The 21674-nt window shown below is 69.8% G+C and carries 16 protein-coding genes; 5 read left to right on the forward strand and 11 right to left on the reverse strand.

The window, feature by feature from the left end:
* Nucleotides 1–2 precede the first annotated feature (2 nt).
* Entirely contained in the window at nt 3–260 is a 258-nt protein-coding gene (locus ADK65_RS25830) for a hypothetical protein (RefSeq protein WP_053673119.1), read from the reverse strand.
* Nucleotides 261–446: 186 nt separating this feature from the next.
* Between ADK65_RS25830 and ADK65_RS25835 the strand changes: the two genes are divergently transcribed.
* Nucleotides 447–2012: a purple acid phosphatase family protein gene (locus ADK65_RS25835; RefSeq protein WP_053673121.1), complete on the forward strand. Its 1566-nt coding sequence runs from the start codon at nt 447–449 to the stop codon at nt 2010–2012.
* A 120-nt stretch (nt 2013–2132) separates the two neighbouring features.
* Here the strand turns inward: ADK65_RS25835 and ADK65_RS25840 are convergent, their stop codons facing one another.
* The 6 genes from ADK65_RS25840 to ADK65_RS25865 form a co-directional block, all read right to left on the reverse strand.
* Nucleotides 2133–3902: an IucA/IucC family protein gene (locus ADK65_RS25840; protein ID WP_053673123.1), complete on the reverse strand. Its 1770-nt coding sequence runs from the start codon at nt 3900–3902 to the stop codon at nt 2133–2135.
* Nucleotides 3899–4450, reverse strand: a complete 552-nt coding sequence (locus ADK65_RS25845; RefSeq protein ID WP_053673126.1) for a GNAT family N-acetyltransferase — start codon at nt 4448–4450, stop codon at nt 3899–3901. The genes ADK65_RS25840 and ADK65_RS25845 overlap by 4 nt, the downstream gene beginning before the upstream one ends.
* Entirely contained in the window at nt 4447–5724 is a 1278-nt protein-coding gene (locus ADK65_RS25850; protein WP_053673128.1) for a lysine N(6)-hydroxylase/L-ornithine N(5)-oxygenase family protein, read from the reverse strand. The genes ADK65_RS25845 and ADK65_RS25850 overlap by 4 nt, the downstream gene beginning before the upstream one ends.
* On the reverse strand, nt 5708–7150 hold the full coding sequence (gene desA, locus ADK65_RS25855; RefSeq protein WP_053673130.1) for a lysine decarboxylase DesA: 1443 nt from the start codon (nt 7148–7150) through the stop codon (nt 5708–5710). The genes ADK65_RS25850 and desA overlap by 17 nt, the downstream gene beginning before the upstream one ends.
* A gap of 155 nt (nt 7151–7305) precedes the next feature.
* A complete protein-coding gene (locus tag ADK65_RS25860) occupies nt 7306–8160 on the reverse strand; it encodes a siderophore-interacting protein (RefSeq protein WP_053673132.1) in 855 nt (284 codons plus the stop codon).
* 196 nt (nt 8161–8356) lie between these two features.
* Nucleotides 8357–9400, reverse strand: a complete 1044-nt coding sequence (locus ADK65_RS25865) for an ABC transporter substrate-binding protein (RefSeq protein ID WP_053673134.1) — start codon at nt 9398–9400, stop codon at nt 8357–8359.
* 615 nt (nt 9401–10015) lie between these two features.
* On the opposite strand from ADK65_RS25865, the gene ADK65_RS25870 reads away from it, so the two are divergent.
* The 3 genes from ADK65_RS25870 to ADK65_RS25880 all read left to right on the forward strand — a co-directional run bounded on the left by ADK65_RS25870 (nt 10016) and on the right by ADK65_RS25880 (nt 15260).
* Nucleotides 10016–14137 (forward strand): SGNH/GDSL hydrolase family protein, encoded by a 4122-nt coding sequence (locus ADK65_RS25870; protein WP_234352957.1) that lies wholly within the window; start codon nt 10016–10018, stop codon nt 14135–14137.
* A gap of 69 nt (nt 14138–14206) precedes the next feature.
* Nucleotides 14207–14728: a hypothetical protein gene (locus tag ADK65_RS25875; protein WP_063788055.1), complete on the forward strand. Its 522-nt coding sequence runs from the start codon at nt 14207–14209 to the stop codon at nt 14726–14728.
* A gap of 67 nt (nt 14729–14795) precedes the next feature.
* On the forward strand, nt 14796–15260 hold the full coding sequence (locus ADK65_RS25880) for a DUF6234 family protein (RefSeq protein WP_053673139.1): 465 nt from the start codon (nt 14796–14798) through the stop codon (nt 15258–15260).
* 76 nt (nt 15261–15336) lie between these two features.
* On the opposite strand, the gene ADK65_RS25885 is transcribed toward ADK65_RS25880, so the two are convergent.
* From ADK65_RS25885 to ADK65_RS25900, 4 genes are read right to left on the reverse strand one after another with little or no spacing between them, the layout of a single operon-like run.
* Nucleotides 15337–16497, reverse strand: coding sequence for an acyl-CoA dehydrogenase family protein (locus ADK65_RS25885; RefSeq protein WP_053673141.1), 1161 nt, complete (start codon nt 16495–16497; stop codon nt 15337–15339).
* Nucleotides 16498–16502: 5 nt separating this feature from the next.
* Nucleotides 16503–17453 carry a hydroxymethylglutaryl-CoA lyase gene (locus ADK65_RS25890; protein ID WP_053673144.1) on the reverse strand — a complete coding sequence of 317 codons (951 nt, stop codon included), beginning with the start codon at nt 17451–17453 and terminating at the stop codon, nt 16503–16505.
* Nucleotides 17450–19366, reverse strand: coding sequence for an acetyl-CoA carboxylase biotin carboxylase subunit (locus ADK65_RS25895; protein WP_053673145.1), 1917 nt, complete (start codon nt 19364–19366; stop codon nt 17450–17452). The genes ADK65_RS25890 and ADK65_RS25895 overlap by 4 nt, the downstream gene beginning before the upstream one ends.
* Before the next feature lie 14 nt (nt 19367–19380).
* Nucleotides 19381–20997, reverse strand: coding sequence for a carboxyl transferase domain-containing protein (locus ADK65_RS25900; RefSeq protein ID WP_053673147.1), 1617 nt, complete (start codon nt 20995–20997; stop codon nt 19381–19383).
* An 87-nt stretch (nt 20998–21084) separates the two neighbouring features.
* Between ADK65_RS25900 and ADK65_RS25905 the strand changes: the two genes are divergently transcribed.
* Nucleotides 21085–21674 (forward strand): TetR/AcrR family transcriptional regulator (locus tag ADK65_RS25905; protein WP_053673149.1); only part of this gene is annotated, 590 nt, incomplete at its 3' end.

Below are 21674 nucleotides of genomic sequence, written 5' to 3' on the forward strand. Positions count from 1 at the left end.
TCCTAGCCGTAGACGATGCGCCGCAGCTGCCGGAGCGAGAGCTCCGGCGGGGCCACCGCGCGGTATTTGAGGTCCGCCCCGATCCGTTCGAAGATCTCCGCGTTGACCAGGCCCTGGGCCTGGAGCTCGCGGTGGCGGCGACGGACGTATTCCTCGGTCGTCTCGTCGAAGTAGGCGAGCACGTCCTGGATCACACGCAGCGCCTCGCCCCGGCCGAGGGCGGTGGACCGGTTCAGATGATCAACGAGTTCGTCGTGCACTCGCTAGATCTTGGGCCACCGGCGGCTCTTTCGCAAGAATTCTGCCCGATTTCGGGCAGACCCTTGTGGTGAGCTTTTGGGGGAACGTTGAACCTGTCATGAGTGGCTGTTCGTGATCCGTCCACCGGACGTCCGGGATCCCGTTGCCCGAGGCGTCGACTTTTGGACGCCATGGACACTCCTCGTATGGGCGTACCCGAGCGGCTCGCCGAGCGCATGAGCATGGCCGAGCAGCACGAGTACCTGCGCGTGAAATTCTCCCGGCGCACGATGATCAGAGGCGGGGCCGTCACGCTCGGCGCCGTCGCGGGTGGCGCGTTCGTGCCCGGCGCCACCGCCCAGGCCGCCGTGCCGACGGCCCGCACCGCCCCGGCGACCGCATCCGTCGACGGCGCTCTCGTCGCCCCCTTCGGCCGCCACCTCGCCTACGGCACCGACCCGCGCACGGAGATGACCGTCTCCTGGCAGGTCCCCGTCGCCGTCAAGAAGCCGTTCATCCGCATCGGCGCCCACCCCTGGGACCTCTCCCGCAAGATCGACGCCGAGGTCCGCACCCTCTTCACGCCCGCCGGAGTCGGCGCGAGCGGCAACCACACCCAGTACTACGTCCACGCCAGGCTGAGCCGTCTGAAGCCGGGCCGGACGTACTACTACGGCGTCGGCCACCAGGGCTTCGACCCGGCCGCACCGCACCTCCTGGGCACCCTCGGCACCTTCACCACCGCCCCCGCGCACAAGGCGCCGTTCACCTTCACGGCCTTCGGCGACGAGGGCGTCAGCTACCACGCGCTCGCCAGCAACAGCCTGCTCCTCGGCCAGAACCCGGCCTTCCACCTGCATGCCGGTGACATCGCCTACGGCGACCCGACCGGCCAGGGCAGGACCGACGACACCGGCTTCGACTCCCGCGTCTGGGACCAGTTCCTCGCCCAGACCGAGTCCGTCGCCAAGTCCGTCCCCTGGATGCCCGCCTACGGCAACCACGACATGGAGGCCTGGTACTCGCCCAACGGCTACGGCGGCGAAGAAGCCCGCTGGACCCTGCCCGACAACGGGCCCGACAAGAAGAACCTGCCGGGCGTCTACTCCTTCGTCCACGGCAACACGGCGATCATCTCGCTCGACGCCAACGACATCTCCTTCGAGATCCCGGCCAACCTCGGCATCTCCGGCGGCACCCAGACCAAGTGGCTCGAGGCGCAGCTCAAGAAGTACCGCGCCTCCCACGACATCGACTTCATCGTCGTCTTCTTCCACCACTGCGCCTACTGCACCTCCACCTCCCACGCCTCCGAGGGCGGGGTCCGGCAGGAGTGGGTGCCGCTGTTCGAGAAGTACACCGTGGACCTGGTCATCAACGGCCACAACCACCAGTACGAGCGCACCGACGTGATCAAGGGGAACAAGGTCGCCAAGAAGCTCCCGATCGGCGGCACGGCCTACCCCGAGACCGACGGCGTGGTCTACGTGACCGCCGGTGCGGCCGGACGCAGCCTCTACGCGTTCAGCGCCCCGCTGTCCTACGAGGGCAACGAACACGACGTGGACTCCGTCGCCTCGTTCGTCAACGTCGAGGGCGGCAAGCAGAACGAGACCGTCGCCTGGTCCCGGGTGCGCTACCTCGACTACTCCTTCCTGCGCGTGGACGTCACCCCCGCGCCGAAGGGACGCCTGGCCACACTGACGGTGCGCGGCATCGCGGAGAGCGGTGACCAGGTCGACCACTTCACGGTGGCGCGGCGGGCCAAGTAGCCGCGAGCGGGCTCGGCGGACGCGACCGGAGCGGAAGGCGGCTCCGGCGGCGGCCTGCCGCGCAGACGGATGACGGGCACCCCGGAGGACCGTACTCCGGGGTGCCCGTCCGTCTCCGGGTCAGAAGCCCGCGATCGGGTTCTTCAGGTTGCCGACCAGCTGGAGGGCGCCCGACGGGTCGGACAGGTCCACCATCTGCTCGTTGTTGCGGAGCTGGAGGCGATTGAGGCAGGAGAGGGCGAACTCGGGGGCGAACATGTCGTACTGCTCGAACCGGTGGGCGAGTTCGGGCCTCGACTCCTGGTAGGCGCGGGTGACCTCCGCGACCGTGCGCCAGAAGTCGTCCTCCGCCAGGACCCCCTCCGAGGCGAGGTTCGCCGCGAGGAAGCGGAAGAAGCAGTCGAAGACGTCCGTGAAGATCGACAGGAGTTTCTTGTCCTCCGGGACCTCCACCCGCAGCCGCTCCACCGCCGGCGGCAGCACCGCGTCCGGGTCCATGACCGCGATCTCCTCGGCGATGTCCTTGTAGATCGCGCGCTGCACCACCCCGTCCTTCAGCACCAGGATGACGTTCTCGCCGTGCGGCATGAACACCAGGTCGTAGGCGTAGAAGCTGTGCAGGAGGGGCGTGAAGTAGGCCTGGAGGTAGCGGCGCAGCCACTCCTTCGGGGCGAGGCCCGACTGCTCGATCAGCGCGCCCGCGACGGACGCGCCGTCGTGGTCGACGTGGACCAGGGACGCCATGGTGGCCAGGGACTCGCCCTCGGCCAGCGACGGCACCGGGCTCTCCCGCCACAGCGCGGCGAGCATCTTGCGGTACGGCGAGTAGCGGTCCGTGGCCTGCTCGTACTCCAGGTGCCGGTAGCCGACGGCCGCGCGCTCCCGGATGATCGACAGGCCGGTGGACCGGAGCACCGGGTCCCCCTCGATGAGCTGGGCCAGCCAGTCGTTGATCGCCGGGGTAGCCTCCATGTAGGCCGCCGACAGGCCGCGCATGAAGCCCATGTTGATGACCGAGAGCGCCGTTTTGACGTAGTGCTTCTCGGGGCTGGTCCTGTTGAAGAACGTCCGGATGGACTGCTGGGCCAGGTACTCGTCGTCGCCCTCGCCCAGGCACACCAGGTGCCGGCGGGCCACCTCGGCCGCGAAGGTGACGCTGAGCTTGTTCCACCACTGCCAGGGGTGGACCGGGATGAGGAGGTAGTCGGCCGGGTCCAGGTCCTGCTCGCGCAGGACGCCGTGGAAGCGCTCGACGGTCTCCGCGCCCAGCTCCTCGCGCAGGAACGACTCGTACTCGATGCCGACACCGGCCGTGAACGCGGCACGCGACCGGTGCGCGGCCAGCCACACCAGGCGGACGGGGCTCGCCGTCTCCGGCGCGTAGCACAGGTACTCGTGAATGCCGAAGCCGAGCCGGCCGTTGTTGGCGACGAAGCAGGGGTGGCCCTCGGTCATGCCGGTCTCGATGGCCTGGAAGTCACCGCGGGCCAGTTCGGCCGCCGTGGTCTTCGGCTTGGTGAGCTTGTAGCAGGTGCCGGAGAGGGTGGAGGAGATCTCCTCCAGGTAGACCGGCAGGATCTCGTCGCTCAGACCGAGGGACTTCTGCAGCTCGATGAAGAAGTCCAGCGCGGTAAGCGGGACCTCGGTGCCGTCCCGGTGGCGGGTGATCGACTCGGCGTCGACCTGCCAGTGGTCCAGGGCGCGACGGGTCGCGGAGAAGCGGTAGCTCGTCAGGCCGTCGTCGCTGCGGACGACATAACCCTCCCCGTCCTGCTCGGGGGTGATCAGCCGCTCGTGCGCGAACTCGGCGAGCGCTTTGCGGATCAGGAGGCGGTTGGCCCGCGCCCAGCGGTGGGGGGACAGATGCGCTACGGCGTCGGACAGGGTCATACGGCTACTCCTCGGGCGGCCAGGAACTGTGCACGCGTGCAGAAGCTCAGCAGGGCGCGCTTCTCCGGCTTGTTGATCTCGCGCTCGGCCACGAAGCCGACGGCCTCGTTGAGCGCGTGGACGGCCTTGTTGCTCACGTCGGGCTCCACCACGACCCGGCGGGTGCGCGGGTCGGCGAACAACTCGTCCATCACGGTGGTGATGACGGCCTTGGTGAAGCCGTGGATCGGCCGGTCGGTCGGCGCGACCAGGAAGTGCATGCCGACGTCGCCGGGCTCCGGGTCGTACAGGCCGACCAACTCCACGTACCGGGGGTCGTACTTCTCCATCAGGAACGCCGGGCGGCCCTCGTGCAGACCGAGGTAGGCGTCGTGGTGCTCGTGCGCGGCGATCCGCATGTACTCGCGCTCGACGTCCTGGAGTCCGGCGTCCTGCATCATCCAGTAGGCCGCCTTGGGGTGGGTGACCCAGGAGTGCAGCAGCCCGGCGTCCTTCAGTGGGTCGAGGGGACGGACGGTGAGCGTTCCGATACCGGTGGCGGCGCTCATACGGCGAACTCCTGGAACGCGATCGTCTTCTCCACCGGGTAGTACTCGCTGCCGAGCAGCTCACGGATGATGTACGCGTTCCGGTAGGGGCCCATGCCGAGGTCGGGGCTGGTGATGCTGTGGGTGTGGACCCCGGCGTTCTGCAGGAAGATCCCGCGGCCGGTGACGTCGATCGCGTAGTTGCGGGCGACGTCGAAGTTGCCGTGGGAGTCGTAGACCAGGCGGTCCTTGACCGGCGCGAGGAACTCGGGTTCGGCGTACTTGTAGCCCGTGGCCAGGACCAGGCCCTGCGACTGGAGCTCGAAGTCCTTGCCCTGCTCCTCCTGGCGGAAGCCGAGGGTGTACGTGCCGTTCTCGTAGCGCGCGCTGTTCAGCGAGGAGTTGGTGAGCAGCCGGGTGGGGACGGGGCCGCCGATGTTCTTCTGGTAGAGCAGGTCGAAGATCTCGTTGACGAGGTCGCCGTCGATGCCCTTGAACAGGCCCTTCTGCTCGGCCGTGAGGCGGTAGCGGGTCGCCTCGGGCAGCTCGCGGAAGTAGTCGACGTACTCCGGGGACGTCATCTCCAGCGTGAGCTTGGTGTACTCCAGCGGGAAGAAGCGCGGGGAGCGGGTCACCCAGTTCAGCCGGTAGCCGTGGACGTCGATCTCGCTGAGCAGGTCGTAGTAGATCTCGGCCGCCGACTGGCCGGAGCCGACCAGGGTGATCGAGTCCTTCCTCTGCAGCTCCGCCTTGCCGGACAGGTAGCGGGAGTTGTGGAGGAAGTCGCCGCCCAGGCCCTGGCAGGCCTCGGGTATGTAGGGCGGGGTGCCGGTGCCGAGGACCAGGTGACGGGCCCGGTAGGTGTCTTTGGCGGTGGTCCGCACGACGTAGAGCTCGTCCTCGTACGTCACCTCGGCGACCGTCGTGCCGAAGCGGATGCTGCTCAGCTTGCCCGCGGCCCAGCGGCAGTAGTCGTCGTACTCGACGCGCAGCGGGTAGAAGTTCTCACGGATGTAGAACGAGTAGAGCCGGCCCTTCTCCTTCAGGTAGTTCAGGAAGGAGTACGGGGACGTCGGGTCGGCGAGGGTGACCAGGTCCGACATGAACGGCGTCTGGAGGTGGGCACCGTCCAGGAACATGCCCGCGTGCCACTCGAAGTCGGGCTTCGACTCCAGGAAGACGCCGTCGAGCTCGTCGATCGGCTCGGTCAGGCAGGCCAGGCCGAGGTTGAAGGGGCCGAGCCCGATGCCCACGAAGTCATGGATTCTGGTCGGGTTGTCAGGACGCGCGGTCAAGGGACTCTCCCAGGTACTGCTCGGCGTGGCCGGCGATCAGGTCGAGGACGGCGGCGATGTCGGACGCCTGCGTCTCGGGATTGAGCAGGGTGAACTTCAGGTAGTGGCGGCCGCCGACCTTGGTGCCCGCGACGATGGCGTCACCGGAGGCGAACAGGGCCTTGCGGGCGTGGAGGTTGGCACGGTCGATCTCGGCGGGGTCGGTGACGGCCGCCGGGATGTAGCGGAAGACCAGCGTGGACAGGCTCGGCTCGACGACGACGTCGAAGCGCGGGTCGGCGGCGATCAGCTTCCAGCCCTCCCGGGCCAGCTCGCACACCTCGTCGAAGAGCCGGCCGATGCCGTCGGCGCCCATGGTCCGCAGCGTCATCCACAGCTTCAGGGCGTCGAAACGGCGGGTGGTCTGCAGGGACTTGTCGACCTGGTTGGGGATGCGCTCCTCGACCATGCGACGCGGGTTGAGGTACTCGGCGTGGTAGGTGGCGTGGCGGAGCGTGGCGGCGTCCCGCACCAGCACGGCCGAGGAACTCACCGGCTGGAAGAAGGACTTGTGGTAGTCGACGGTGACCGAGTCGGCCCGCTCGATGCCGCTGATGCGGTCCCGGTGCTTCAGTGAGGCGAGCAGGCCGCAGCCGTAGGCGGCGTCTACGTGCATCCAGGTGCCGAACTGCGCGCACAGCTCCGCGATCTCGGGCAGCGGGTCGATGGAGCCGAAGTCGGTGGTGCCGGCGGTGGCGACGACGGCCATGGGGACGAGGCCGTCCTTCGTGCAGCGCTCCAGCTCGCGGGCGAGGGCGACGGTCTGCATGCGCTTGTCGTGGTCGACGGGTATGGAGACCACGGCGTCCGGCCCGAGCCCGAGCAGCTTCGCGGACTTCTTCACGCTGAAGTGGCTGACCTCGGAGGCGAAGATGCGCAGGTCGCCGAGGTCGTTGCTCTTGGCCTCCTCGCGGGCCAGCAGCAGCGCCTGGAGGTTGGACTGGGTGCCGCCGGAGGTGAACACGCCGTCGGCGGCCGGGCCGAGGCCGATCCGATCGGTCGTCCAGTCGATCAGTTTCCGCTCGATGAGCGTGCCGCCGGCCGACTGGTCCCAGGTGTCCAGGGAGGAGTTCACGGCGGACAGGACGGCCTCACCGAGCACGGCCGGGATGACGACCGGGCAGTTCAGGTGGGCCAGGTAGCGGGGGTGGTGGAAGTAGATCGCGTCCCGGAGGTAGACGTCCTCCAGTTCGTCGAGCACCGCGGTGGTGTCGTGCAGCGGCTGGTCGAGGTCGATCTCGTCGATGCGGGGGGAGAGGGCGTCGACGCTGATGCCGGTGAACGGCCGGTCGGTGGCGGCGAGTTTGGCGGCCACCCGCTCGACTCCTTCGGTCACGGAGCGGCGGTACTGCTCCGCGGTGGTGTCGTTGAGCAGGTGCGAGCGCATGTGCGGGTCCTCCGGTGGGGACAGTCCGGTGCGGGACAAGGTGGGCTGGTCTCCGGCGTCCAACTTAGGTAAGCCTAACCTAAGTCGATCAGTCTCGTCGCGTGCCCTGCCGTGACTGTGGTCACGTGTGGCACGTCGGGCGGACGGGGCCACGGTCACGCCTCGGCGCGCAGCTGCTCCTCGCTCACGCCGCGGCGCCAGTAGCCGACGAACGTCACCCGGCGCCGGTCGATCCCGAGTTCGCGCACGAAGTGCCGGCGCAGCTCCTTCACGCACCCGGACTCCCCGGCGATCCAGACGTACGGCCGCTCTGCCGACGGCAGCGGGGTGTCGCGGAGTGCGCGGAGGGCCAGGGGGGACCCCTCGGCGGTCCCCTCCTCCTTGACCAGCCAGGTGATGTCGGCGTCGGCCTCGGTCACCAGGTCCTGGATGTCGCCGGCGTGCGGGACCTCCAGCCAGACCCGGGCGCGGGTGCCGGCCGGGAGCGACTCGAGGATGGCGGAGGCGGCCGGGACGGCGGTCTCGTCGCCCCAGACGACGACCAGATCGGTGTCCCCGGGCGGCCGGAAGCGGATCGCCCGGTTGTCGGCGACGGCCGGGCCGAGCAGCAGGACCCGGTCCCCGGCGGTGGCACGGGCGGCCCAGCGGGAGGCCGGGCCGGCCTGGACGGAGACGTCCGGTCCGATGCCGTGCAGGGCGAAGTCGATGTCGATCTCGTCCGGGTCCCGCCGCAGGCCGCGCAGGGTGTACGAGCGCATCACGGCCCGTACGTCGTCCGGGAGTTCACGCCAGCCCTGCCACCAGCCGTCCCCGAGCTCGAGCGGGACGACCGGCTCGGGCTGACCCGGGTGCGGCAGGAACAGGGACAGGGACTGGTCCTGGCCGTCGGAGTGGAAGGCGTGCAGATCCGGCCCCCCGAAGGTGACGCGGACCAGGGACGGACCGAGCCGCCTCGTCCGCAGGACCTGGAGGGAGAAGAAACGGAACGGGGCGGCTACGGCGGTGGTCATGTCGACTCCTGAGTCGGGGTCGGGCAGTGGGGGTGCCGGCCTTCCCGGGGGCGCGGAGGACGGGGCGAGGGCCCGGGAGGCCGCGACGGGCCGCACGCGCGCCCGGAGGCTCGGTGCGCGCGGGAGGCCGGGTCATGTACCTCACGGCACGGGCCGGTACGCGCTCCCGGAGGCTCGGCGTGCCCTGGCGGAGGTGTCAGGCGACCTTCTTGGCGCTCTCGATCGCCTTGGCGAGGTTCTCGACCAGAGGGGTGCACTTGTCGTACGACAGGATCGGCTCGGGCGAACGCGCGATGACTTGCCCGGCCTTGACCGCCGGGAGCTTCTTCCAGGTGGCCTCGGTGATGTCGGCCGGCTGGATGGTCGAGGCGCGGTCGTCCATCATGATGATGTCGGCCGGGTACTTGTCGACGTTCTCCCAGCTGAGGTTCTCGAACCAGCCGCCGTTGGCCTCCATGGCCTTCTTCGGGGGCTCGACGAAGTTCACGCCGAGGGCCTTGAAGTACTCCAGGTCGATGGAGAAGTTGGAGCCGGAGACGTAGAAGATGGCGTCCGAGGCGGACCCGGCCATCACCTTGATCTCGGGGCGGGACTTGGCGGCCTTGCGCAGACGCTCGGAGGCGGCCTCGAAACGCTTCTTCGCCTCGACGACCTTCGCGTCGTTCAGGTCGGCGCCGAGCGACTCGGCGAGCTCGGCCATGCGCTGCAGCGGCTTCGGCATCTGACGGTCGAAGACCGAGACGGCCACGCTCGGGGCGAGCTTGGCGATCTTGTCCTTGGACGCCTCCGGGACGTACCAGAGCGTGCCGGCGGCGTCGAAGGTGGTGGTGATGAGCACCTCGGGCTGGAAGGCCGCGTACTGCTCGACGTTGAACTGGTCGAAACGGTTGCCGAAGACGGTCAGCTTGCTGACGTCCATGTCGCCGGCCTGGACGTCGGCCTTGCCGTCCTTGGTCTTCGTCGGGCCGAAGACGCCCTTGACCTCGATGCCGTAGTCGTACAGGGCGGCGGCGACACCGGTGAACGCGACGATCTTCGTGGGGACCTGGTCCAGCTTCACGGTCTTGCCGCGGTCGTCCTTGAAGGACCAGGGGCCGGACTTGGCGGCACCCTTCGCGTCCGAGCCGCCGTCCTTGGAGTCCTCACTGCCACAAGCGGTCACGAGGGCGCCGAGCCCGAGAGCGCCACCGGCGGCGAGCAGGCCGCGGCGGGAGAGACGGGCGGTTCTGGCGTTCGACATGACTGGGTCTGCTTTCGTGCGTACGGAGCCACTGCAGGCATGGCCGACAGCCCCGTGGCTGAGATCAACCTTAGGTTAGCCTAACCTGCTTTTTTGTCCAGGGCCCCCATATTCGTGCCCGGGGGCGTGTGGGGCCATGCCCGGCGGGGCGGTGACTCCGGTCACGCGGCGTAAGAGTGCGGGGACTTTGCCCGGGGGAGCGCGAAGTCCCGCCAGATCATGTGCAGTTGCACAGGGGTGATGTGCGTCGCTCCAAACGGCGGCCTACGGGCGGCTGTTGAGGTGCTCGGGATGCGTGGCCTGTGTCACATGTGATTCTGCTGTGAACATTGTGAGTGACACCCAGCGTGGCGGACTGCTACGGTCCCGGTGACCACTGAACCGAACATCGGTTCCCCGAAGCGCGCTTTTCACGGGGGAATGCTGCGCTATGTCTCGCTACGCCTTACGTGTCGTCCTGCCGCCATCGCACTCTTGTGCCCGGCGCGGCCGCGTCCTGACCACCGCGGCCGGTGACCACGTGCTCGCTCGTCCTGCGTGACAGCACCTCCTCCTTCGATACGGCGCCGTGCGTTCCGTCGCAGTCGGAAAGCACATCCGTAGAAAGAGACCCACTTGAGACGCAACGCCATGCTGAGGCGTGCGCGGATACCGCTGACGGCAGCCCTCACCCTGGCTCTGTCCGCCGGTGTCGCCACGACACAGGCATACGCTGCGGCCGACCCGCAGGGGGAAGCCAAGGGCTGGTCGGCACCGGCCGCCCACGATCCGGGGACCAAACCCGGCGACCAACCCGCCGCCGTCCCAACCGAGCGACGCCAGGAGATCCTCGGCGGGGACTACAAGAAGTCGTCCGACCGCGCCTACACCACCTCCGGTGACGGCACCGGCTTCCACGTCCTCGTCGCGGACGAGAAGCAGGGGTACGCCTGGAAGACGGCGGCCACCCTGTCCGAGCCCGGCTTCGACACCGACTCCTGGATCGGCAACGCCTGCCTGACCGAGTCCGGGAAGTACGCGGCCGTCGCCTACGCGCCCCGCACCTTCACCAACAAGCCCGAACTGATGACGCGCGGAGCGTTCACCGCCGTCGTCGACCTGACCGACGGTCATGTCACCAAGCTGCCGTTCCAGGCCACGCTGGGCTACTTCTCGCCGGGCTGCGGCCAGGGCGAGGAGGCGGTGTTCACGGCGCTGACCGACGACCGGTCGTCGAAGAACCAGACCCGTCTGGTCACGGTCGACGCCGGCACGGGCAAGGTCGGCACCAAGCAGACGGTCACCGGGCAGGTCACCTCGGCCGTGCCCACCGACCAGGGCGTTGTCGCCGCCGCCGGAAACCACATCGTCAAGGTCGAGGGTGGCAAGACCCGCGACGTCGCCACGACGAAGGCCTGGCCGTTCCAGCTCAAGGCCGACGCCGACGGCGGTGTGACCTTCATCGACCCGGCTCCCAAGCCGTCGCACGCGCGCAGCGCCGCGGCCGCCCAGAACACCGCCACGGTCTCCCGGGTCAGCGCCGCGCAGATCAGGACGGCCGACGGCCGGAGCAGGGCCGCCGGGCTCGCGCAGGGCAAGCTCGACGAGTTCGACCTCACCGCCACCCCCTCGGGCCGGGTGTACGTGACCGGCAAGGCCGCCTCCACCGCGCGCGCCGCGGCCGGCGCGCTGAACAACCCCGGCGGCCTCGACAAGGACGCCCGTGTCTCCAGCCGGGGCCAGGCCGCCGTCACGGCCCGCTGGGCGGACGGCAAGGACTCCCGGATCCGCCCGCAGGAGGCCCTGGAAGCCCGCACCGTCCGCACCACGGTGGAGACCCTGGACACCCGTAAGACCGTCGTCCTGGACGCTCCTCCCGGTTCCGAGCCCGTCGGTGGGCAGCGCGAGATCGCGCAGGGAACCCAGACCAGTCCGGTCCTGCGCGCGCAGGGCGCGAAGGGCCCGGGCGAGAAGACCTCGTTCGGCGCACGCGCCGCGAGCAACGACACGGTGGAAGCCGACCGTTACTGCTCGGTCCCGCGCAACGACCCCAAGAAGCAGGCCTTCCAGCCCACCCCTCGCCAGGTCGAGTGGGCCGTTGACCAGACCGTCGTCGGCAAGCTCAACAAGGGCGCCACCCGCCCGGCGAACTGGAAGAACACCGGCATGGCGGCCTACGCGCCGCAGACGCTCTTCCCGCTGACGCCGCTGGCCGGCGGCTCCGGTGAGGACTGGCACGTGCCCGCGCAGGTGATGCTCGGCATCACGGCGCAGGAGTCGAACATGTGGCAGGCCACTCGCCTGGCGGTGCCCGGTGTCACGGCCAACTCGCTGATCGGCAACTTCTACGGCGTCAAGTACGCGGCCAGCGGTCAGCAGCAGGACCCCTGGGCCATCGACTTCGCCGAGGCCGACTGCGGTTACGGCATCACGCAGGTCACCGACGGCATGCGGATGCACGGCAAGGAGAAGAAGGACGAGACGCCCAAGACGACGGCGCAGCAGGAAGCCATCGCGCTGGACTACGCGGCGAACATCGCGTCGGGTGTCAACATCCTCATCGAGAAGTGGAACACCACGCGCAAGGACGGCCTGGAGATCAACGACGGCCATCCGAAGTACATCGAGAACTGGTTCTACGCGCTGTGGGCCTACAACTCCGGGTACTACCCGAAGTCCAAGCCGGAGAACGGCAAGTGGGGCGTGGGCTGGACGAACAACCCGGCCAACCCGCTGTGGAAGGAGAACCGGACCCCCTTCCTGGAGAACTCCGCGGGCAAGGACGACTACAGCCACGCCTCGCATCCGCAGGACTGGCCGTACGAGGAGAAGGTGATCGGCTGGGCCGCCCGTCCGATCGCCGCGATGTTCAAGCCGGGTGACATGCAGGCGGGCTACCGTGCCGCCTGGTGGAACTCCAACGACGCCCGGACCTCGGCCAAGCCGCCCATCTTCACCTTCTGCGGCACGCAGAACCAGTGCGTGCCCACGAAGATCACCGAGGGTGCCTCCAACGACGACGGCAAGGGCCCGTGCGCGCTGCCCGGTGACCCGTACGACGACAACCCGATGTACCTGAAGTGCTGGTGGAACGAGCGGGTCGCCTGGAAGAGCTGCACGACCGAGGCCCGGTGCGGCAACCCGGTCCACCGGTTCGACGACACCTATCCCGAGCAGCCCGACGAGAACTCCTACCCGCCCCGCTGCAACACCGGCCTGCCGGCCGGGGCGCTGATCGTGGACGACCTGCCCAGCGGCAGCATCCCGGCGGGCTCCTCGGGACGCACCTGCACCGTGGCATCGAGGGGCACGTTCCAGTTCACCTTCGCCGGCGAGGGCGGCAAGTACCCGTCGAAGATGGACCTGCACCAGATCGGCGCGGGCAACAACAACCACTTCTGGATGGGACACACCCGCTGGCTCGCGACCGCGGACGGAAAGCGGCTGAAGGTCTCCGGCAAGTGGACGCTGGGCGGCACCCAGCGCGGCTGGATGCGCGTCTTCGTGCACATGCCGGACCACGGCGCCCACACCCGGCAGGCCGCCTACCGGGTCGGCGGCACCGACTCCACGTCGCCGGTCCGGGTGCACCCGCAGCGGATCGGCTCCAACAAGTGGGTCGACCTGGGCGTGTTCAACTTCACCGGCACACCGACCGTGACCCTGGACTCCGACACCGAGGACGGCACCGGCGACGAGGACATCGCCTGGGACTCGGTGGCCTTCCAGCCGCTGTCGGCCAAGCCGAAGGACTTCGTCGTCGGCATGGGCGACTCGTACTCCTCCGGTGAGGGCGCGTCCGAGGGCAACCGGGACTACTACCCGGAGACCAACTACCTCGACGAGCAGAACAAGAAGACCCGCAACGCCTGCCACCGCTCCACCCAGGCGTGGTCGCGTCAGGCGAAGATCCCGGGCCGCTCGCAGTCCGTCGGCGCCCTGGCCGACGGCTACGGCACCGCCATGGACTACCACCTGATCGCCTGCTCGGGCGCCCGCACCTACAACGTGGTGCACAACGGGATCGTGCAGTCCAACGGTGGTGAGGTGACCCAGATCGACAAGGGCTACCTGGACCAGAACACCACCCTGGTCACCATCTCCATCGGCGGCAACGACGCGCGCTTCTCCCACATCATCCAGAAGTGCCTGGTCGCCTTCAACGGCGGCAACTGCAAGGACAAGACCTTCGAGGACGGTGACGTCGACCAGTCCGTCGGCGGTCGCGACCGCAAGTTCATCGGGCAGCCGCTGGAGAAGGCCGCGGTCGGCGTGATCAACGAAATCGTCCGGCCGGACATCACCAAGGTCCTGACGGAGATCAGCCAGAAGGCCCCCAACGCCAAGATCGTGCTGATGGGCTACCCGCCGCTGATCGAGGACAGGGGCGCGTGCCTGAGCATCACGGTCCCGGGCCTCGGCCAGATCGGTCTGTCCGCCTCGTCCACGGACTGGCTCAACAGCGTGGCCGACTCGCTCGCAGCCTCGATGCAGGGGGCTGTGGACGATGCGAAGGCCAAGGGCATCAAGGCCTGGTTCTCCAACCCGAAGCAGAACTTCGCGGGCAAGGCCGTCTGCGGCAATCCCGAGACCGTCCACGGCATTGTGAAGACGCTGGTGGACTCCGACCAGCCGGCCCTGGACTACCCGATCATCAGCGGCTACGGCCTGTCGGCCCAGTCGTTCCACCCGAAGATCGGCGGCGCTCGACTGTACGCCGACTCCCTGGAGCGCACCCTCGGCGGCATGGGCCTGTAAGCCCACCGCCGACCCCGGGGCCCCGCGCGGGCGGGGCCCCACCCGATCTCACCCCGAAGGGACACCAGCATGAGGAAGCACCTGCCGACTGCCGTGGCGGGCGGCGCCGCCGCCCTCGCCCTCGTCGCCCTGGCCGCGGCACCGGCCTCGGCCGGCACGGCAGACTCGCAGTTCGACGTGGTCTTCCCCGGCGCCAAGCCGCAGACCTCGTACTACGTCGAGAACACCGCGACCCTGTCCGGCAGCCTGACCGGCAAGTCGGTCATGAGCTGGCAGATCATCGACGACCAGGTCGTCGACAACTCCAAGCGGTTCACCAGCTTCAAGATCACGACGCGGATCGAGGAGCGTCTGACCAAGACCAGTGAGGACCACGTCTACACGTCGAAGACGTGCGACCTGACCAAGCTCGTCAACGACAACTACTCGTGGTTCCAGGTGGAGCCCGCGAACACCTGCGTCGCGCCGTCCGCCGTGTACGACGGCGAGCTGTGGTGGTCGACCGACGCCACGGTCGTCTACGACATCGAGGGCGACGGCAAGGGTGCCATCACCCAGGAACTCCTCGGTTCGCCTCTGATCCACGGCTGACCACCGCACGTCGCCGGGCCTTGAGTACCTGCACTCAGGGCCCGGCCTTCGAGAGAGACTCGTCTCCATGACCGACCCCGCCTCTCCGAGACCTCCCGGCCTGCCGCAGTTCCGTGGTGACAACGTGCCGCCCCCGGGCGGCGGACGCCGGTGGCTGCCCCTCGCCGGTGACATCGCCCTTGCCGTAGGGCTGCTCGTCCTGGACGGCATCGGGGTCGTGGCGGCTTTCCTGCTCGGCATCGACTACAGCGGCTGGAAGCCGTTCGATCCCGGCGCGGACAACTCCGACATCGTCCTCGCCCCCAACTGGCTGTACGTGGGCATCGCCGGCGGCGTCATGCTGCTGACCGCGGCCCCGCTGTACCGGCTCCGCGCCATCGTCAGCACCTGCCTTCAGGTGCTCGTCGGCATCGCGGTACTGGTCGCCGCGGTGGGCGGCGCGCAGATCGACGAACACCGCGGTACCAGGGCGGAGGCGAGTGGGCCCGGCCAGTCCGCCCACGGGGAGACGGTCTCGACGACGGCGAGGTGACCGGGGCGGGCCCGCCGGTCTCCCGCGTCCGGCCGAAAGGCCTGCACCGTGGCGGGCGCAGGCCCTTCGGCGTCGCTCAGCCCACCAGCCCCAACTCCCGCGCGATCAGCATGCGCTGGACCTCGCTCGTGCCCTCGCCGATTTCGAGGATCTTGGAGTCTCGCCACATGCGGGCGACCGGGTACTCGTTCATGAAGCCGTAGCCGCCGTGGATCTGGGTGGCCTCGCGGGCGTTGTCCACCGCGACCGTGGAGGAGTGCAGTTTCGCCAGGGCCGCTTCCTTCTTGAAGGCGGCGCCGGAGACCAGGCGGGCCGCCGCGTCGCGCCAGGCCAGGCGGGCCGTGTGGGCCTTCATCTCCATGTCCGCGATCTTGAACTGGATGGCCTGGTTGGCGGCGATCGGCTTGCCGAAGGCCTGCCGTTCCTTCGCGTACTTGACCGACTCGTCCACGCAGCCCTGCGCCAGGCCCGTCGCCAGGGCAGCGATCGCGATGCGGCCCTCGTCGAGGATGCGCAGGAACTGGGCGTAGCCGCGGCCCTCCTCGCCCAGGAGGTTCTCCGCCGGGACCCGGACATCCGTGAAGGACAGTTCGCGGGTGTCCGAGGCGTTCCAGCCGACCTTGGAGTAGGGGGCGGCGACCGTGAAGCCCGGTGTGCCGGACGGGACGATGATCGAGGAGATCTGCGGCCTGCCGTCGGGCTTGCGGCCGGTGACCGCCGTGACCGTCACCAGGCCCGTGATGTCCGTGCCCGAGTTGGTGATGAAGCACTTCGTGCCGTTGATGACCCACTCGTTCGTGGCGGAGTCCAGGCGTGCCGTCGTGCGGGTCGCGCCCGCGTCGCTGCCGCCGTCCGGCTCCGTCAGGCCGAACGCGCCCAGCATCTCGCCCGTGCAGAGGCGGGGGAGCCACTCCTGCTTCTGCGCCTCGGTGCCGTACAGGTGGATCGGCATCGCGCCCAGCGAGACGCCGGCCTCCAGGGTGATGGCGATCGAGGAGTCGACCCGCGCCAGTTCCTCCAGGGCCACGCCGAGCGCCAGGTAGTCGCCGCCCATGCCGCCGTACTCCTCGGGGAACGGCAGGCCGAACAGGCCCATGCGGCCCATCTCGCGGACGATCTCGTACGGGAACTCGTGCCGCTCGTAGAAGTCGCCGATCTTCGGCGCCACCACCTCGTGTGCGAACTCCTCGACCGTACGGCGGAGGTCCTCCAGCTCGGGGGAGAGACGGTAGTCCATGGTGATCAGTGCTCCTCGGTGTCCTCGTGGGACAGGGCTCGTACGGTGCGGGACGGGCTGGGTCGGCCCAGGTGGGCGGCCATCCACGCGCTTGTGGCGACGAGGCGGCCGAGGTCGATTCCGGTGTCGATGCCGAGGCCCCGCAGCATCCACACGAGGTCTTCGGTGGCGAGGTTGCCCGTCGCCGACTTCGCGTACGGGCAGCCGCCGAGGCCGCCCGCCGAGGCGTCGATCGTCGTGACGCCCTGCTGGAGCGCCGCCAGGGTGTTGGCGAGGGCCTGGCCGTAGGTGTCGTGGAAGTGGACGCCGAGGGCGGACACCGGGACGCCCGCCTCATCCAGGGCGGCCAGGAGGGCGACCACATGGCCCGGGGTCGCCACGCCGATCGTGTCGCCCAGGCTCAGCTCGTCGCAGCCCATGTCCAGCAGGGCGCGGCAGACCCGCACCACCCGGTCGATCGGGACCTCGCCCTCCCAGGGGTCGCCGAAGCACATCGAGAGGTAGCCGCGGACGTGGGCCGAGTCGGCCTTCGCCCGGGTCACCACCGGCTCGAACATCGCCAGCGCCTCGTCCACCGTGCGGTTGAGGTTGGCCTTGGCGAAGGACTCCGTGGCGCTGGCGAAGACGGCCACCCGGCGGGCGCCGAGTGCCAGGGCCCTGTCCAGGCCGCGCTCGTTCGGGACGAGGACCGGGAGCGCGACGGGCAGGTCGGCGACCATCGGGAACAGCGCTTCCGCGTCCGCCAGTTGGGGGACCCACTTGGGGTGGACGAAGCTCGTCGCCTCGATCGTCGTCAGGCCGGCCTCGGCCAGGCGGTGGATGAACCGCGCCTTGACCTCCGTGGGGACCGTCGCCTTCTCGTTCTGCAGGCCGTCCCGGGCGCCGACCTCGTGGATGCGGACCCGGGTGGGCAGGTCCCGGCTCGGGACGGCCATCGGAAGTCCGGGGACTGTCATTGCGCCGCCTCCTCGTGCGGTGCGATGACCGCCAGCACCTGGTCCATGGCGACCGTGGTGCCGGGGGCCACGTCCAGTTCGGTGACCTTTCCGGCGTGCGGCGCGGAGATGACGTGCTCCATCTTCATCGCCTCCACCACCAGCAGGCTCTGACCGGCGCTCACCTCGTCGCCGACCGCGACCTTCACCACCGTCACCGTGCCGGGCATCGGGGCGGTCAGCGAGTCGGCGCCCGCGTGGGCGGCCCGGGTGAGGGACGCGGCGACCGGGTCGTGGTCGCGTACGTGCCAGGCGTCGCCGTCGCGGCCCAGCCAGTCGGCGGCGCGGTGGAAGGTGTGGCGGACACCGTCCAGCGTGACGCAGACCCGGTCGGCGGTGACCGTGGCCGTGCCGCGCGGGGTGTACTCCAGGGGCTCCTGCACTCGCAGGGGGAAGGCCGGTGGCTTCGGCTCGCCACCCAGGCGCCAGCCGCTCGGGACCGAGAAGGGGTCCGTCCAGCCTCCCGGCCCGGGCTTCAGGGCCTCCAGGCGTACGGCCGCCGCCGCCTCGTACACCTCCTCCGGCACGTCCGCCGGGACCAGGTCCTCCACCTCGCGCTCGACCAGGCCGGTGTCCATGTCGCCGGAGACCACCGCCGGGTGGGCGAGCAGGCGGCGCAGGAACCCGGCGTTCGTCTGCACGCCGAGCGTGACGGTCTCCGCCAGGGCCGCGCGGAGCTTGCGCAGGGCCGTCGCACGGTCGGGGCCGTACGCGATGACCTTGGAGAGCATCGGGTCGTAGAGGCTGCCGACCTCCGTGCCCTCAGTGAGGCCCGAGTCGGTGCGCACGCCGTCGCCCTGCGGCTCGCGCAGCCGCAGGATCGTGCCGCCGGAGGGGAGGAAACCGCGGGCCGGGTCCTCGGCGCAGATGCGGGCCTCCACCGCGTGACCGGTCAGCCGTACGTCCGTCTGGGTGAAGCCGAGGGGCTCCCCGGCCGCCACGCGCAGCTGCCACTCGACCAGGTCCAGGCCGGTGATCAGCTCCGTGACCGGGTGTTCCACCTGGAGGCGGGTGTTCATCTCCATGAAGTAGTACGACGAGGGGTCGTTGCCGGGGACGATGAACTCCACCGTGCCCGCGCCCCGGTAGCCGCAGGAACGGGCCGCCTGGACCGCCGCCTCGCCCATCGCGGCACGCGTCTCCTCGTCGAGGAGGACGCTCGGCGCCTCCTCGATGATCTTCTGGTGGCGGCGCTGGAGGGAGCACTCGCGCTCGCCGAGGTGGACCACGTTCCCGTGGCCGTCGGCCAGGACCTGGATCTCGATGTGGCGGGGGCGGTCGATCCACCGCTCCACCAGGAGGGTGTCGTCGCCGAAGGAGGCGTGGGCCTCGCGGCGGGCCGAGGCGATCTCCTCCTCCAGCCGGGTGAGGTCCCGCACCAGGCGCATGCCCTTGCCGCCGCCGCCCGCGCTGGGCTTGAGCAGCACGGGCGCGCCCAGCGCGCGGGCCGCCTCCGCCAGATCCGGGTCGCGCCCGCCGGGCACCACCGGCACCCCGGCCTCCTGGACCGTCTCCTTGGCGCGGATCTTGTCGCCCATCAGGGCGATCGCGTCCGCCGGAGGGCCGATGAAGACCAGGCCGGCCTCGGCGCAGGCGCGCGCGAAGGCGGCGTTCTCCGCGAGGAAGCCGTAGCCCGGGTGGACGGCCTGCGCACCTGTGCGGGCCGCGGCCTCCAGCAGGCGCTCCACCGACAGGTAGCTCTCGGAGGCCGGAGGCGGGCCGATCCGGACCGCCGTGTCCGCCTCGCGGACGTGCCGGGCGTCGGCGTCCGCGTCGGAGAAGACGGCCACCGAGCGCACGCCCATCGACCGCAGCGTCCGGATGACGCGTACGGCGATCTCGCCCCGGTTGGCCACCAGTACTGTCTCGAACATCGTCGTCCGTCCCCTCACATCCGGAAGACGCCGAACTGGGGGTCACCCAGAGGCGCGTTGGCGCACGCGGTCAGGGCCAGGCCCAGGACCTGACGGGTGTCCAGCGGGTCGATCACACCGTCGTCCCAGAGGCGGGCCGAGGCGTAGTAGGCGTTGCCCTGGCGCTCGTACTGGGCGCGGATCGGGGCCTTGAAGGCGTCCTCGTCCTCCGCCGGCCAGGACTCGCCGCGTCCCTCCAGCTGGTCCCGCTTGACGGTCGCGAGGACCGAGGCGGCCTGCTCGCCGCCCATGACCGAGATCTTGGCGTTCGGCCACATCCACAGGAAGCGGGGGGAGTACGCCCTGCCGCACATGGAGTAGTTGCCCGCGCCGTACGAGCCGCCCACCACGACCGTCAGCTTCGGCACGCGCGTGCAGGCCACCGCCGTGACCATCTTGGCGCCGTGCTTGGCGATGCCGCCCGCCTCGTAGTCCTTGCCGACCATGAAGCCGGAGATGTTCTGGAGGAAGACGAGGGGGATGCCGCGCTGGTCGCACAGCTCGATGAAGTGCGCGCCCTTCTGGGCGGACTCGGAGAAGAGGATGCCGTTGTTGGCGACGATGCCCACCGGGTGGCCGTGGATCCGGGCGAAGCCGGTGACCAGGGTCTGGCCGAACTCGGACTTGAACTCGGCGAAGCGGGAGCCGTCGACGACCCGGGCGATGATCTCGCGCACGTCGTAGGGGGTGCGGGAGTCGACCGGGACCGCGCCGTAGAGGCTGTGCGGGTCGACCTTCGGCTCCGTCGCCTCCGTGACCTCCCAGGGGAGTGCTCCTCGGGAGGGGAGCGTGGAGACGATGGTGCGGACGATGCGGAGTGCGTGTGCGTCGTTCTCCGCGAGGTGGTCCGTGACGCCCGAGACGCGGGAGTGGACCTCGCCACCGCCGAGCTCCTCCGCCGTGACGACCTCGCCGGTGGCCGCCCTCACCAGGGGCGGGCCGCCCAGGAAGATCGTGCCCTGGTTGCGGACGATCACCGCCTCGTCGCTCATCGCCGGGACGTACGCCCCGCCGGCCGTGCACGAGCCGAGGACGGCGGCGATCTGGGGGATGCCGGCGCCGGACATGCGGGCCTGGTTGTAGAAGATCCGGCCGAAGTGGTCCCGGTCGGGGAAGACCTCGTCCTGCATGGGGAGGAAGGCACCGCCGGAGTCCACCAGGTAGACGCAGGGGAGGCGGTTGTCGAGGGCGACCTCCTGGGCGCGGAGGTGCTTCTTCACGGTCATCGGGTAGTAGGTGCCGCCCTTGACCGTGGCGTCGTTGGCGATGACCACCGTCTCGCGGCCGCTGACCCGGCCGATGCCGGCGATGACGCCGGCGGCCGGGGCCTGCCCGTCGTACATCCCGTCGGCCGCGAGCGGGGCCAGCTCCAGGAACGGCGAGCCCGGGTCGAGGAGGGTGTCGACGCGGTCGCGGGGGAGCAGCTTGCCGCGCGCGGTGTGGCGCGCGCGGGCCTTCTCGCCGCCGCCCTGTGCGGCGGTGGCGAGCTTGGTGCGCAGCTCCTCGACGAGGGCGTGGTGCGCCTCCTCGTTGGCCCGAAAGGCCTCCGACGCGGGGTCTGCCGCGCTCGTGAGCTCCGGTGCCTCGTGCATCCTGCGGGTCCCCTCACCTTGTTAATGAGCGTTAACGCATTTCCTTCAGGTTAACGACCGCTAACCTCTCTGTCTAGAATTGTTTTCATGGCCACCAGAACCGACGCCCCCACCCGCCGTGAGCAGATCCTCAAGGAGGCCGCGCGGCTGTTCGCCGAGCGGGGCTTCCACGGGGTCGGAGTGGACGAGATAGGTGCCGCGGTCGGGATCAGCGGGCCCGGGCTGTACCGGCACTTCGCGGGCAAGGACGCGATGCTCGCGGAGCTGCTGGTGGGGATCAGTGGGCAGTTGCTGACGGGGGCGAAGCGGAGGGTCGCGGAGGCGGACGGGGGTGGGGCGGAGCAGGTGCTGGACTCGCTGATCGAGGGGCATATCGACTTCGCGCTCGACGACCGGCCTCTGATCACCCTGCACGACCGGGAGCTGGATCGCCTCCGGGACAGTGACCGGAAGATGGTGCGGCAGCTGCAGCGGCAGTACGTGGAGCTGTGGGTGGGGGTGGTGAGGGAGGTGTACCCGGGCCTGGGGGAGCCGGCGGCTCGGTCGGCCGTGCACTCGGTGTTCGGGTTGCTGAACTCGACTCCGCATCTGGGGAGGGGTGGGTCCTTGCCCGGGCGGGGGGCTACGGCGGAGTTGCTGCACCGGATGGCTCGGGGGGCGTTCGCTGCGGCGGGGGG

This window comes from Streptomyces sp. NRRL B-1140 (genome assembly GCF_001280065.1).
Classification (GTDB): domain Bacteria; phylum Actinomycetota; class Actinomycetes; order Streptomycetales; family Streptomycetaceae; genus Streptomyces.

Excerpts from the sequence above, each read along its gene's own strand:
- ADK65_RS25875 (WP_063788055.1), top strand. The coding sequence starts at position 14,207 with ATGAGGAAGCACCTGCCGACTGCCGTGGCGGGCGGCGCCGCCGCCCTC.
- desA (WP_053673130.1), bottom strand. The coding sequence starts at position 7,150 with ATGCGCTCGCACCTGCTCAACGACACCACCGCGGAGCAGTACCGCCGC.
- ADK65_RS25865 (WP_053673134.1), bottom strand. The coding sequence starts at position 9,400 with ATGTCGAACGCCAGAACCGCCCGTCTCTCCCGCCGCGGCCTGCTCGCC.
- ADK65_RS25845 (WP_053673126.1), bottom strand. The coding sequence starts at position 4,450 with ATGAGCGCCGCCACCGGTATCGGAACGCTCACCGTCCGTCCCCTCGAC.
- ADK65_RS25840 (WP_053673123.1), bottom strand. The coding sequence starts at position 3,902 with ATGACCCTGTCCGACGCCGTAGCGCATCTGTCCCCCCACCGCTGGGCG.
- ADK65_RS25835 (WP_053673121.1), top strand. The coding sequence starts at position 447 with ATGGGCGTACCCGAGCGGCTCGCCGAGCGCATGAGCATGGCCGAGCAG.
- ADK65_RS25900 (WP_053673147.1), bottom strand. The coding sequence starts at position 20,997 with ATGCACGAGGCACCGGAGCTCACGAGCGCGGCAGACCCCGCGTCGGAG.
- ADK65_RS25880 (WP_053673139.1), top strand. The coding sequence starts at position 14,796 with ATGACCGACCCCGCCTCTCCGAGACCTCCCGGCCTGCCGCAGTTCCGT.
- ADK65_RS25890 (WP_053673144.1), bottom strand. The coding sequence starts at position 17,453 with ATGACAGTCCCCGGACTTCCGATGGCCGTCCCGAGCCGGGACCTGCCC.
- ADK65_RS25895 (WP_053673145.1), bottom strand. The coding sequence starts at position 19,366 with ATGTTCGAGACAGTACTGGTGGCCAACCGGGGCGAGATCGCCGTACGC.
- ADK65_RS25885 (WP_053673141.1), bottom strand. The coding sequence starts at position 16,497 with ATGGACTACCGTCTCTCCCCCGAGCTGGAGGACCTCCGCCGTACGGTC.
- ADK65_RS25860 (WP_053673132.1), bottom strand. The coding sequence starts at position 8,160 with ATGACCACCGCCGTAGCCGCCCCGTTCCGTTTCTTCTCCCTCCAGGTC.